The organism is Nocardioides bruguierae (assembly GCF_023554635.1).
Taxonomy (GTDB): domain Bacteria; phylum Actinomycetota; class Actinomycetes; order Propionibacteriales; family Nocardioidaceae; genus Nocardioides; species Nocardioides bruguierae.
The window spans coordinates 44,984-58,525 of record NZ_JAMJPH010000033.1; the positions used below are offsets into that span (position 1 = coordinate 44,984).

At 75.1% G+C, this 13,542-nt stretch carries 9 protein-coding genes; 1 reads left to right on the forward strand and 8 read right to left on the reverse strand.

What is annotated here, in order from left to right:
- The first annotated feature begins 201 nt into the window (after positions 1 to 201).
- The gene (locus M8316_RS17650; RefSeq protein ID WP_250056793.1) at positions 202 to 2,772 is read left to right on the forward strand and encodes an esterase-like activity of phytase family protein; all 2,571 of its coding nucleotides are present in this window, start codon (positions 202 to 204) and stop codon (positions 2,770 to 2,772) included.
- A gap of 106 nt (positions 2,773 to 2,878) precedes the next feature.
- Here M8316_RS17650 and M8316_RS17655 read toward each other — a convergent pair whose 3' ends face one another.
- From M8316_RS17655 to M8316_RS17690, 8 genes are all read right to left on the reverse strand, one after another.
- Positions 2,879 to 3,562: a MazG nucleotide pyrophosphohydrolase domain-containing protein gene (locus M8316_RS17655; RefSeq protein ID WP_250056794.1), complete on the reverse strand. Its 684-nt coding sequence runs from the start codon at positions 3,560 to 3,562 to the stop codon at positions 2,879 to 2,881.
- Positions 3,559 to 4,260 (reverse strand): hypothetical protein, encoded by a 702-nt coding sequence (locus M8316_RS17660; protein WP_250056795.1) that lies wholly within the window; start codon positions 4,258 to 4,260, stop codon positions 3,559 to 3,561. Before M8316_RS17660 ends, M8316_RS17655 begins: the two co-directional genes overlap by 4 nt.
- Before the next feature lie 148 nt (positions 4,261 to 4,408).
- The gene (gene mfd, locus M8316_RS17665; RefSeq protein WP_250056796.1) at positions 4,409 to 8,083 is read right to left on the reverse strand and encodes a transcription-repair coupling factor; all 3,675 of its coding nucleotides are present in this window, start codon (positions 8,081 to 8,083) and stop codon (positions 4,409 to 4,411) included.
- Between the two features lie 135 nt (positions 8,084 to 8,218).
- On the reverse strand, positions 8,219 to 8,575 hold the full coding sequence (locus M8316_RS17670) for a hypothetical protein (RefSeq protein ID WP_250056798.1): 357 nt from the start codon (positions 8,573 to 8,575) through the stop codon (positions 8,219 to 8,221).
- A 157-nt stretch (positions 8,576 to 8,732) separates the two neighbouring features.
- A complete protein-coding gene (tsaE, locus tag M8316_RS17675; protein WP_250056800.1) occupies positions 8,733 to 9,695 on the reverse strand; it encodes a tRNA (adenosine(37)-N6)-threonylcarbamoyltransferase complex ATPase subunit type 1 TsaE in 963 nt (320 codons plus the stop codon).
- Positions 9,692 to 10,834: an alpha/beta fold hydrolase gene (locus M8316_RS17680; protein ID WP_250056802.1), complete on the reverse strand. Its 1,143-nt coding sequence runs from the start codon at positions 10,832 to 10,834 to the stop codon at positions 9,692 to 9,694. Before M8316_RS17680 ends, tsaE begins: the two co-directional genes overlap by 4 nt.
- Positions 10,831 to 12,006 (reverse strand): alanine racemase, encoded by a 1,176-nt coding sequence (gene alr, locus M8316_RS17685; RefSeq protein ID WP_250056804.1) that lies wholly within the window; start codon positions 12,004 to 12,006, stop codon positions 10,831 to 10,833. The genes M8316_RS17680 and alr overlap by 4 nt, the downstream gene beginning before the upstream one ends.
- A 63-nt stretch (positions 12,007 to 12,069) precedes the next feature.
- On the reverse strand, positions 12,070 to 13,482 hold the full coding sequence (locus M8316_RS17690) for an NAD(P)H-hydrate dehydratase (RefSeq protein WP_250056806.1): 1,413 nt from the start codon (positions 13,480 to 13,482) through the stop codon (positions 12,070 to 12,072).
- Between the last annotated feature and the right edge of the window lie 60 nt (positions 13,483 to 13,542).

Here is a 13,542-nt window from a genome sequence, read left to right on the forward strand (position 1 = left end):
TCCCGAGACCGGTCCCGCTCCCGGTCCTGCGCGCCACTCCGAGAGTTCACCCCGGCGTGGCGCCCGCATCACCGTGCGGTCACCGGGAGGCGTGAGCGTCCGGCCCGGTCGGGCTCGCTCGGGGGCCGCGACCGACGACCTGCTCCACCTCACTCCGTCCCGTCCGCTGACTCTCGCAGCGGCCGACGAAAGGCCTCACCGATGCGCCTCTCCCTGACCAGGGTGGCCACCCTCCTCGCCGTGCCGTCGCTCGCGCTCGCCGCCGCCGCGGTGGCCCCGCCGGCGAGCAGCGCGGCCGTCGACGACGACCGCGCGTTCTCGCGCGTCGCCACGTACCCCGTCTTCCTCAACGTTCCCGACGGCGTGGACCCCGCCGACGAGACGGTCGCCGAGATCTCGGCGGTCTCGGAGGACGGCACCACCGTCGTCTACACCGACGCCGCCGGCAGGCGCATCGGCTTCGTGGACGTCACCGACCCCTCGAACCCGGTCGGCGACGGCACGCTGGACCTCTCCGAGCTCGGCGACGTCGAGGACGAGCCCACCTCCGTGGCCGTCGTGGGCGACTACGTGATGGTCGTGGTGAACACCTCGGAGAGCTACACCAACCCCTCGGGGCGGGTCGACGTGGTCGAGCTGGCCACCCGTGAACGGGTCGCCTCGCTCGACCTCGGCGGCCAGCCCGACTCCATCGCCGTCAGCCCGGACGGCACCTACGCCGCCATCGCGATCGAGAACGAGCGCGACGAGGACGTCCTGCCCGACGACGCCGCGACCGACCCCGACGCGGAGGAGGGCGACCTGCCCCAGGCGCCGGCCGGCTTCGTGCAGACCATCGACCTGACCGGAACCCCCGACACGTGGACGGCCACGCCGGTCATGCTCGGTGCGGACGTCATCCCCATGATGGACACGCCCTCGGACGCCGAGCCCGAGTACGTCGACATCAACGAGGACGACGAGCTGGTGGTCTCGCTGCAGGAGAACAACGGCGTCGTCGTCATCGACCTGCCGACCCTCGAGGTCACCAGCGCCTTCAGCGCCGGCGAGGCCACGCTGCGCGGCGTCGACACCGAGGACGACGGCGTCTTCTCCTTCACCGACACCCTCACCCTGCCGCGTGAGCCCGACGCCGTGCACTGGGTCGGCGACGGGTACGTGGCCACCGCCAACGAGGGCGACTGGAAGGGCGGCAGCCGCGGCTGGACCGTCTTCGACGCCGCGACCGGCGAGATCGCCTGGGACGCCGGCACCGGCTTCGAGCACCTCGCCACCGCCTACGGCCTGTTCAACGACGGGCGTCAGGACAACAAGGGCTCCGAGCCCGAGGGCCTGACCTACGCCGTCTACGGCGGCACCCCGTACGCCTTCGTCGGCTCCGAGCGCTCCAACTTCGTCGCGGTCTACGACATGACCGACCCGACCGACCCGGCCTTCACCCAGGTCCTCCCGACCACCAACGGCCCCGAGGGCCTGCTGCCCGTGCCCGGGCGGGACCTGTTCGTCGTCTCCTCCGAGACCGACGACGCGGAGGCGGGCGTCCGCGCGACCGTCGGTCTCTACGCCTTCGGCGAGGACGCGCCGACCTGGCCGGACGTCGTCTCGGTGCCGGCCGACGGCGCCGCCCACCCGATCGGCTGGGGCGCCCTCGGTGCCCTGAGCGCGGACCTCGCGGACGAGGACGGCCTGTGGACCGCCTCCGACAGCGCGTTCTCCCCCGCCCGGATCTACCACCTCGACACCACCGACGTGCCCGCCGTCCTGGACGACGTGATCGAGGTCCGTGTCGGCGGTGGCCAGCCGATCGACCTCGACATCGAGGGCCTGGCAGCCCGCGCGGAGGGCGGCTTCTGGATCGCGAGCGAGGGCGCCACCGGCCCCCGGAACCAGCTCGTCCGCATCAACCGTCACGGCCTCGTCCAGCAGCGCGTGCACCTGCCCGCCGAGGTCGCCGCCGGCCTCGGCAAGTGGGGCCTCGAGGGTGTCGCGGTCACCGGGAGCGGCGACGACGAGACGCTGTACGTCGCGCTGCAGCGGCCGCTGACCGGCGAGGACGTCGCTCGGATCGGCCGCTACGACGTCGCCACCGGCGCCTGGACCTGGTTCGGCTACCCGCTGGAGACCACCGAGGTCGACGGCGACTGGATCGGCCTGTCCGAGATCGTGGCGCTGGACGCCGACTCGGTGGCGGTCATCGAGCGCGACAAGCAGGTCGGCACCGCCGCCGCGATCAAGCGGGTCTACACCGTCGACCTGCCCGCCGGCTCCGTCGACGCCGTGACCCCGGTGACCAAGTCGCTGGCCGTCGACGTGCTGCCGCTGATGCAGGCCCGCCACGGCTGGACGCAGGAGAAGCTCGAGGGCCTCACGGTCTCGGCCGGCGGCGAGGTCTACGCGGTCACCGACAACGACGGCCTGGACGACGCCACCGGCGAGACCCAGGTGTTCGACCTCGGCACCGCCACCGACGTCTTCGCCGACGCGCTGGCCACCCGCACCCGGGTGCGGGCCCCCCGGAAGGTCGTGGCCGGCACGATCCTCCCGGTCCGTGTCCACGTGTCCCCCTCCGCCCAGGGAGTGGTGCGGCTCAAGGTCGGCCGGAAGCTGCTCGGCACCGCCACGCTGAACGACGCCGGCCGGGCCGGGCTCCGCGTCCGGCTCGCCGGCCGGGGTCAGCGCACGCTCCGGGCGATCTACCCCGGCACCGACACGGCGGTGGCCTCCAGCGACACCGTCACCGTGCGGGTCGTGCAGCGCGGGCGCCGCTCCTGACCTGAGCCGCTCGAGCGAGCAGCGCACGAGCACCCGGGGCCGGGTCGGCAGGTGACCTGTCGGCCCGGCCCCGGGCGCGTCCGAGGGGCTGCCCCCCGTGCCCGTCTCAGGCCAGGCGTCGGCGCACCGCGTCGCGCAGGGCCAGCTCCGCGTCGACGCCGGTCTCCCGGGCGTCCAGGACGACGGCCAGCAGCCGCTCCCCCACGGCGGTGTGGGGGTCCTGTCCCTCGGCGGCCTCGGCCGACCGGAGGCCGAGGCGCCCGGCGACCTTGTCGGCCCACAGCAGGGCCGGCAGGCTCCCGGGGACGCCGTCGGTGGGCTCGCGCCGGTGGGCCTTCTCGGCGGCCTTGATCCGCTGCCACTCGGCGTCCACCTCGTCGGCGGTCAGTCCGGTGGTCGGCTCGCCCGCCCGGTCGCCGGCCGCGCCGAAGACGTGCGGGTTGCGCCGCCACATCTTCTCCACCAGCCCGCGGGCGACGTCCTCGACGTCGAAGCGGCCCGCGTCGGTCGGCTGCTCGGCGGCGATCGCGGCGTGGAAGTAGATCTGCAGCAGCAGGTCGCCCAGCTCCTCGCGCAGGTGCGCCCACGCCGCCTCGTCCGAGGTCCCGGCGGCGTCGGCGGCGGCCACGGCGTCGAGCGCCTCGAGGGTCTCGTGCGCCTCCTCGAGCAGGTAGCGCCGCAGGGACGCCGGCGTCTGGGCCGCCTTCCAGGGGCACTCGGCACGCAGCCGGGCCATGACCCCGGTCATCTCGACCAGCCAGGACCCGCCCTCCGGGCCGGCGGGGCTCACCCCTGGCAGGCCTGGCCGGCGGGCATCGCGGCGGCGTAGGAGCCGTCGCCCTGCCCGAGCGCCTCGGCCATCTCCGCGTTGATGAGGTCGCGGGCGGTGTCGCTGACCGCGACCGAGAGGTCGGCCGTCTCGTCGGCCTGCACCGAGGCGGCGAGGTCGACGGCGTCGTAGACCGGGTTGACCACGATCTCGTGCTCGTCCTGCCAGTCGGCGAGGTACTGGCGCTGGTCGTCGGTGTCGGTGCCGGCGACCGTGAGGAGCACGTCGCTGAAGAAGTTGTTGGCCGCCACGAACCGGACGACCTCGTCGCTGATCTGGTCCTCGGTGAGGTCGGTGCTGTCGACGATCTGCTCGAGCTGGGTGCGCGCGTCGGCCTCGTCGCCCTCGAGCATCGCGTCGGCGTCCATCCCGTTCTCCTCGGCGATCTGCGAGATCACCTCGACGCGGACGAGGGCGTCGACCGCGAGGTCGCGCATGAAGGCGCCGGTGAGGCTGCCGCCCAGCTGGCCGGCGGCCGAGAACACCTCGCAGGTGTCCATGGCGGTCTCGTCGACCTCGGCCACGCTCAGCGTGGTGCCGTCGACGTCCGCCGCGACGCCAGGCTGCACGACGGCGTCGCTGACGCCGCAGCCGGAGAGGGCGAGCGCGGCGACACCGGCCAGGACGGCGAGACGGGTCGTGGACCGGGAGATGCGCACGTGGGCTCCTTCACATCGCGGGTGCGGGCCCATTGAACCAGGCTCCGCGCAGCGCCGCCCCCGGCCCTCCGGCACGGCCGCCCCCGGCCCTCCGGCACGGCCGGGCCAGCCCTCCGGCACGGCCGGGCCCCGGCGCACGGCACACGCGTCAGCCGCGGCCGCCCCCACCGGCACGCCCCGAGCGCCCGGCGGGCACCTGGGCGGCCGCCGGCTTCTCGGCCTGGGGGGCGGCGCCGTCGGGGTCGACGATCTGGTCGATGACGCCGCGCGCCCACTCCAGCAGCGCGATGCCGTCCAGCGGCCTGCCACCGATCACCGCGGTCTGCGGGCGGGGCACCAGGATCGACTCGGTCTGGTGCTTGATCAGCGACTTCGGGTACATCCGGTTCAGCCGCACCTGGCGCGAGTCGGGCAGGCTCACCGGGTAGAACCGGACGTTCTTGCCGGCCACGGTGACCTCGCGGACGCCGGCCTGGCGGGCGCGGGCCCGGAACCGTGCCACGAGCAGCAGCGAGACGACCTCCACCGGCGGCTCGCCGTAGCGGTCCACCAGCTCCTCGTTGATCGCGTCCACGTCCTCGTCCGAGCGGACCTCGGCGAGCCGCTTGTACATCTCCAGGCGCAGCCGCTCGGAGCCGATGTAGTCGTGCGGCAGGTGCGCGTCGACGGGCAGCTCGATGCGCACCTCCTCCAGGACGTCGTCCGCGCTGCCCTTGAAGTCGGCGACGGCCTCGCCGACCAGGCGCACGTACAGGTCGAAGCCGACGTCCGCGATGTGCCCGGACTGCTCGCCGCCGAGCAGGTTGCCCGCGCCGCGGATCTCGAGGTCTTTCATCGCGATCGCCATGCCGCCGCCCAGGTCGGAGTGCTGGGCCAGGGTGGCGAGCCGCTCGTGGGCGGTCTCGGTCAGCGGCTTCTCGGTGGGGTAGAGGAAGTACGCGTAGGCGCGCTCGCGGGAGCGGCCCACGCGACCGCGCAGCTGGTGCAGCTGGCTCAGGCCCATGGTGTCGGCGCGCTCGATGATCATCGTGTTGGCGTTGGAGACGTCGAGACCCGACTCGACGAGCGTGGTGCAGACGAGCACGTCGAAGCGCTTCTCCCAGAAGTCGACCATCACCTGCTCGAGCTGCTTCTCGCCCATCTGCCCGTGCGCGGTGGCGACGCGGGCCTCCGGCACCATCTCCCGGATGCGGGCGGCGGCCTTCTCGATCGACTGCACCCGGTTGTGGATGTAGAAGACCTGCCCGTCGCGCAGCAGCTCGCGGCGGATGGCGGCCGTGACCTGCCGGTCCTCGTAGCCGCCGACGTAGGTGAGGACGGGGTGCCGCTCCTCGGGCGGGGTGGCGATCGTGGACATCTCGCGGATGCCGGTGATCGACATCTCCAGCGTGCGCGGGATCGGGGTGGCCGACATGGAGAGCACGTCGACGCTGGTGCGCAGGCGCTTCATCTGCTCCTTGTGCTCCACGCCGAAGCGCTGCTCCTCGTCCACGATGATGAGGCCGAGGTCCTTGAACCGGGCGTCGGGGTTCAGCAGCCGGTGCGTGCCCACGACGATGTCGATGGAGCCGTCGGCCATCCCCTTCATCACCTCGGCGGCCTCCTTGGCGGTCTGGAACCGCGAGAGGCCCTTGAGGACGACGGGGAAGCCGCTCATCCGCTCGGCGAAGGTGGACAGGTGCTGGTTGACCAGCAGGGTGGTCGGCACCAGCAGCGCCACTTGCTTGCCGTCCTGCACGGCCTTGAAGGCGGCCCGGACGGCGATCTCGGTCTTGCCGTAGCCGACGTCGCCGCAGACCAGGCGGTCCATGGGCACGGTGCGCTCCATGTCGGCCTTCACCTCGTCGACGGTGGAGAGCTGGTCGGGGGTCTCGGTGAAGCCGAAGGCGTCCTCGAGCTCGCGCTGCCAGGGCGTGTCCGGCCCGAACGCGTGGCCCTGGCTGGCCTGGCGCGCGGCGTAGAGCTTGATCAGCTCGGCGGCGATCTCGCGCACGGCCTTGCGGGCGCGGGCCTTGCGCTTGGTCCAGTCGCCGCCACCGAGGCGGTCCAGGCTGGGCTGCTCGCCGCCGACGTAGCGGGTCACCTGGTCCAGCGCGTCGGCCGGCACGTAGAGCCGGTCGGCCGGCTGCCCCTTCTTGCTGGCGCCGTACTCGAGCACGAGGTACTCGCGCACCGCACCGCCGACGGTGCGCTGCTTCATCTCGATGAACTTGCCGACGCCGTGCTGCTCGTGCACGACGAAGTCGCCGGCCTTGAGCTCGAGCGGGTCGATCTGCCGCTTGCGCCGCGCGGGCATCTTGCGCATGTCGCGGGTGGAGGACTTCTGGCCGGAGACGTCCTCGCCGGTAAGCAGGGCGAGCCCGCCCGCCTCGTCCACGAAGCCCTGGGCCAGGGTGCCGCAGGTGACGGTGACGACGTCGCGGACCCACAGGTCCTCGGCCCCGGAGGTGGGGTCGACGAAGCGGGCGGGGACGTCGGCCTCACCGAGCGCCTCGACCATCCGCTGCGCCGGGCCGGAGCCGGGGTGCAGGACGACGGTGCGGAACCCGGCCGTCCGCCACGTCCGCAGGTCCTTCAGCGCCCGCTCGACGTCGCCGCGGTAGGCCTCGGCGGGCTGGCCGGGCAGCGCGCGGGCCGGCGTGCCCGCGGCCTTGTCGACCATGGCCTCGACGTTCGGGATGCTGCGGCCGTCCGCGTCCACGGCGATCGTCTCGTCGGTGATGCCGAACGGGCTCACCGTCCACCACGGGCGGTCGGTCTCCAGCGCGTGCTCGCGCACCTGCGCCAGCTCGCGGTAGGACGCGGCACCGAGGTCGACCGGGGCGGTGCCGCCGCCGGCCGCGGCCGCCCAGGAAGCGCCCAGGAACTCCTCGGACGTGGCGACGAGGTCGTGCGCGCGGCGGCGGACCCGCTCGGGGTCCAGCACGAGGACGTGGGTGGCCGCCGGCATGAGGTCGACCAGCAGCTCCATCTCGTCCACGAGGACGGGGGTCAGCGACTCCATGCCCTCCACGGCGATGCCCGCGGCGATCTTGTCGGTCATCTCCAGCAGCTGCGGGTGCGCCTGGCCGAGCTCGGCGGCCCGCGCCCGGACCTGCTCGGTCAGCAGCAGCTCGCGGCACGGCGGCGCCCACAGGCGCTCGACCTTCTCGGTGGTGCGCTGGTCGGCGACGGAGAAGCCGCGGACCTCGTCGACCTCGTCGCCCCACAGCTCCACGCGCAGCGGGTGGTCCTCGGTGGGCGGGAAGACGTCGACGATGCCGCCGCGCACGGCGAACTCGCCGCGCTTCTCCACCAGGTCGACGCGGCTGTAGGCAGCGTCCGCCAGCCGCTGCACCAGGTCCTCGAGGTCGACGGTGTCGCCCGCCACCAGCTCGACGGGCTCGAGCTCGCCCAGGCCCTTGACCTGGGGCTGGAGCACCGAGCGCACCGGGGCCACCACCACGTCCACCGGCCCGGCGGCGTCCTCGGGGTGGGCCAGGCGGCGCAGCACGGCCAGGCGGCGACCCACCGTGTCCGAGCGCGGGCTCAGCCGCTCGTGCGGCAGCGTCTCCCAGCTCGGGTAGTAGGCCACGCGAGCGGGGTCGAGCAGCGTGCCCAGCCCCTCCACCAGGTCCTCGGCCTCCCGGCTGGTCGCGGTGACCACCAGCACGGAGCGGCCCTCGCGCACGAGGCCCGCCGCCACGAACGGGCGCAGGCCGTCGGGGCCCGTGAGGTCCAGGGAGCGCAGGCGCCCCTCGCGCGCGTCGCCGAGGACGCCCGCCAGCGCCTCGCTCTCGAGCACGGGCGCGAGCAGGCTCTCGTGGACGGTGGACTGAGGCACGCGGGCTCCTCGGGGGTCAGGCTGGTCGGACACAGCACGAGCGCCCCCGGTCGGGCGCGACCGGGGGTGTGCGGGGTCGAGTCTAGGTCGCCGCGGCGACAGGCCCTCCCCCGCGAGGGCCTGAGCGCGGCAGGCTCAGAAGGAGAAGCCCGCGTCCCCCTCGTCCCGGGGCCACTCCGGGTCGCCGAGCACCTCGAAGGGGTCGTGCTCGGGGGCCGCCCACGGGCCGAGGGCGTCGGCCAGGACGCGCAGCTCGGCGGCGGCCTCGCGGCGCAGGTCCGCCAACGAGGGCGCCGCGGCCTCGGCGTCGGGGTCCGCCACCCACGCGCGCACGCGCTCGCGGTAGGTCACACGGGCCAGGCGCTCGGCCTCGTGCTCGATCCGGCCGCCGGCCAGGACGTGGCCGGGCACCTCGACCGGGCGGGCCGGCGGCGCGGGGCGTCGGCCACCGAAAGGGGGCCGCAGCACGTTCTCGTCGGTGTGGTCGTCCATCTGGGTTCCTCTCCCCGTGCGGACAGGGCTGTGCCCTGATCGACATGGCGAGAGGTGCGGGACGCACCCAGGGGCGCCGGACGACGCCGACGGGAGGAAGAAGATACCGCCACCAGCCCTGTCAGGTCCATCCCGACCCGGCAGCCCGCGGCTGAGGTCAGCCCAGGCCGCGGAAGGACAGGGCGTGCCAGCGCGGCCCGACGGGGGTGACCTCGATCCGCCGCTCGTCCAGCGGCTCCCCGTCGACGTCGAGCGCGCCGGCGTCCTGCGCCACCCGACCCTGCTCCCGCACGATCCGCACCTCCAGGCGCGACTCCGAGAGGCCCTCGGCGATGTCCTCGCCCCACTCGACGACCGTGACGGCGTCGTCGAGGGAGGTGTCGAGGTCCAGGTCGTCCAGCTCGTCGAGGCCGCCGAGCCGGTAGGCGTCGACGTGCACGAGCGCCGGCCCCTGCACCAGGGAGGGGTGCACGCGGGCGATGACGAAGGTGGGCGAGGTGACGTGCCCCCGCACCCCGAGCCCCGCGCCCAGGCCCTGGGTGAACGTGGTCTTGCCGGCACCGAGGTCCCCGGTGAGCACCAGCAGGTCACCGCGGGTGAGCTGGCCGGCCAGGGAGCGGCCCAGCCCGCGCGTGGCCTCGGCGGTGGGTGCGTGGAAGACCATCGTCCGCAGCGGGCGGCGCATCTCCACCAGCGGCGAGTAGCGCAGGATCTCCTTGAAGCCCTGCCGTTCCCAGAACCGGATGGTCGCCGGGAGCTCCTCGCGGGCCACGACGGTCAGGTCGTCCATGCCCCGGCCGGAGGCCAGCACCGCGTCGACGGTCGCGTCGATCAGCCGGCCGGCGATGCCGTGGCCCTGGTGGTCGGGGCTGACCGCGAACCGGCGCAGGTAGGTGGTCGACCCGAGGGGGTCGAGGATGAGGCACCCCACCGGCACGTCCTCGAGGGTGGCCAGCAGGCCACCGCCGTCGGCGAGCTTCGCGGCCAGGGTCTCCGGCGTCTCCGACAGCGCGTCGGGCGGCGGGTCCATGGCGATCCGGTTGCCGAAGGCGGCCGCGACCACCGTGTGGACGGCCTCGGCGGCCTCGGGGCCGACCGGGCGGACGACGACGTCGCTCACGCGCCCTCCACCGTCTCGGTCGCAGCGGCGAGGAGCTGGTCGATCTCGGCGTTCACCTGTCCGTGACTCTCGATCATCACGAGGTGGCCCGCACCGGCCACCTCGAGGAGGCGGGACCCGGAGATCCGGGCGTGGAGGGTGCGGCTGTGGCTGATCTTGGTCAGCCGGTCCTTGGTGCCGCAGACGATGGAGACGGGCACGTGGCCCATCACCTCCACCGCGTGCAGCTTGTCGAGGCCGTCGAGGCTGGGGAAGAAGTCGACGAGCACCCGGGTGGGCGTGGTCGAGAGCATCGACCACGCGAAGTCGAGGTAGGCACGCGGCACGTCGCGGCCGAAGGCGAAGTACTTGGCGGTCTGCTCCGAGAGGGTGCCGCCGAGGTCGCGCACCAGGTCGACGGCCTTGTGGCCGGCGCCGACGCCGCGCATGACCCGCCGGGTCAGCTCCCCGCCCAGGCGCGCCGGCACGGCGGGCAGGAACATCCGGCCCATGTCGAGCTTGTCCGCGGCGGTGGCGACGAGGCCGACACCCACGATCCGGGTGCCGAACAGCTCGGGGTGCTCCTCGGCCAGCGCGGCGATGGTCATGCCGCCCATCGAGTGGCCGACCAGCACGACGGGCGTGCCGGTGGCCACCTCGTCCAGCACCGTCAGCAGGTCGTGGGCGCACTGCTCGATCGTGGCGTTCTCCGGCGAGGAGCGGCCCGAGCGGCCGTGGCTGCGCTGGTCGTAGAAGACCGAGCGCACCAGCCCGCGGTAGGCGGCACGCTGGAAGTGCCAGCAGTCGGAGGTCAGCGCGTAGCCGTGGACCCACACCACCGTCAGCGGCGGCTCCGAGCGACCCGCGGCCCCCTCGCTGGGCTCGAACTCGTCGACCTCCACGTGCAGGGGCACGCCGTCGTCCGCCACCACGGTGAGGGCGGGCGAGCGCAGCGACCCCGGGACGGCGACGTCGCCGGCGCCCCGCTTGGAGACCACGCGACGGCGGCGGGCGACCTCGGCCGCGGCGGCACCGCCCGCCACGGCGGCACCCGCCGCCGCACCGGCGATGCCGAGCACCAGGTTGCGCTGCCAGTGCTCGCTGCCGGGCCCGGAGGCGGGCCGGCCCGACGAGCGACCGGACGGGGTGCGGGGCGTCATGCGCCCTCCTCGCTGTCCACGTGCCGGCGGACGAGGCGGCCGCCGAGCCGGGTGACGATCTCGTAGCTGATGGTGCCGCAGGCCTGCGCCCACTCCTGCGCGGACGGCGCGGGAGCCGGGCCGACGAGGCGCACGACGTCGCCCACGGCCGCCCCGACCTCGGTGCCGGCCGGACCGAGCTCGACCACGACCTGGTCCATGCAGACCGTGCCGCGCAGGGGCCGACGACGTCCGCCGACCTCGACCTCGGCGGGGGCGCCCGCCGGCCCGGGGCGGTCGTTGCCGGCCGCGGCGCGCGGGAGGCCGTCCGCGTAGCCGACGGGCACCAGGCCCAGCGTCGTCGGTGCCGGCGCCGACCAGCGCCAGCCGTAGGAGACGCTCGTGCCCTCGGGCACCTGCTTGACCATGGTCAGCGGCGCGGTGACGGTCATGGCGGGACGCAGGTCGGTGCCGTGGGCGACGTCGGGGGCCGGGTCGAGGCCGTAGGTGGCCAGGCCGATCCGCACCAGGTCCAGGCGCAGGTCGGGGTGGAGCAGCGCGGCGGCGGAGTTGGCCAGGTGCCGCACCTCGGGCCGCAGACCCGCCTCCTCGACCACGGCCAGGGCCGCGTGGAAGGCGGCGGCCTGCTGGGCGTTGGCGGGGTGCTCCGGCTCCTCGGCGGCGGCCAGGTGCGACCACACGCCGGTCACCCGCCAGCGGCCCTCGAGCTCGCCGGCGCGGGCAGCGGCCACCAGGGCCGGCCATGCCTCGGCGGTCGAGCCGGAGCGGGAGAGGCCGGTGTCGACCTTGAGCTGCACCCGCGCGGGGCGCCCGGAGGCCTCGACGGCGCGCGCGAGCAGGTCCAGGTGGGCCGTGGTGGCGGCGGTGACGTCGACGTCGGCGGCCACCGCAGCGGTCAGGTCCTCACCCGGCAGGACCAGCCAGCACAGCAGGCGGCCGACGTCCCCGGCCTCGCGGAGCGCCAGCGCCTCCGGCACGGTCGCGACGCCCAACCACGGCGTGCCGGCCTCGCGGGCCGCGCGCGCCACCTCGAGGGCGCCGTGGCCGTAGGCGTCGGCCTTCACCACCGCCATGGTGGCGACGTCGTCGCCGACCAGCGCGTCGATGGTGCGCAGGTTGTGCCGGACCGCCGCCAGGTCGACGACGATCTCGGGGCGGGCGGTGGCGGACATCGCCCCCATCTTCCCACCGGGAGGGGGGTCACGTGCCCGCACCCCCGGGGGTGGGACGCCTCACTACCGCCTCGGGAGCCCCCGCACCACGTCGGCGACGGCCCCGGCCACCTGCCCGGCGACGATCGGGCCGCCCCGGGAGACGAGCACGGCGGCGGCCCCGTGCAGCCACGCGCCCACGGACGCGGCGTCGAACGGGTCGAGGCCCGCGGCCAGCAGCGCGCCGGTGAGCCCGCCGAGCACGTCGCCGGCGCCGGCGGTGCCGAGCCAGGGCGTGCCGGTGGTGTTGACGCGGACCCGCCCGTCCGGCGCCGCGACGACGGTGCGCCGCCCCTTGAGCAGGACGACGGCGTCGTACCGGGCCGCCGCCTCGCGGGCGTGGGTGAGCATCCGGGCCTCGACGTCGGCGCGCTCCACCCCGAGCAGGGACGCGGCCTCCCCGGCGTGCGGGGTGAGCACGAGCGGCGCCCCCGTGGACCGGTCGAGGTCGGGCACGTGCGCGAGCGCGTCGGCGTCGACGAGCACCGGGACGCCGTCGGCGACCGCGGCTGCCAGCTCCTCGCCCGCGGCCGCGCCCCCGCCGGAGCCGACGACCCAGGCCTGCACGCGCCCGGCGCCCACCACCTCGGGGTGCGCCTCGCGGACCCGGTCGGCCACCGCCGAGTCGCCCACGTACCGGACCATCCCGGCCAGCCCGCAGGCCGCGCCGGCCACGCTGAGCAGGCCCGCTCCCGGATAGGTGGCCGAGCCGCTGCGCACGCCCACGACCCCGCGCGTGTACTTGTGGTCGCGGCCGCCCGGCACGGGCAGCAGCGCCGCCACGTCCGCCGCGCCGAGGGCCTCGACGGGGGCGGGCGGCAGGTCCAGCCCCAGGTCGACCAGCTCCACCGCGCCGCACGCGGTCGACGCGGGGTCGAGCAGGTGGGCGGGCTTGAGGGTGCCGAAGGTGACCGTCAGGTCGGCGACCACGTGCGGGCCGGGCGTCTCGCCGGTGTCGACGTCGACGCCGCTGGGCACGTCCACGGCCACCACGGGGACGCCGGCCAGCACGGCGAGCGCGGCGCGTGCCTCGTCCCGCAGGCCGGGGCGCCCGCCGATGCCGACGACCCCGTCGACGACCACGTCGGGCGCACGGTCGGCCGGCACGGACGTCGGCAGGGCCCCGTGCTCGCGCACGCGACCGCCGGCGCGGCGCAGCGCGGCCAGCCCGGCGGCGTGCGGCCGGTCGGAGAGCAGCCACGCCTCGACCCACGCCCCGTCGCGTGCCAGGCCGGCGCCGGCGTGCAGGGCGTCCCCGCCGTTGTCGCCGCTGCCGACCAGCAGCACCACCCGTCGGCCGTACGTGCCGCCGAGGAACGCCGCGACCGCCCGGGCCAGCCCGTGCGCGGCCGCCGCCATGAGGGCGCCCTCCGGCAGGAGGGCCATCCGCTCCGCCTCGGCTGCTCGGACCTGCTGGACGGTGTGGGCACGACGCATGCCGTCACCGTAGGACGCCCCCGACGCGACGCAGCGCACCCGCCCGGGGGAACCCCGGAC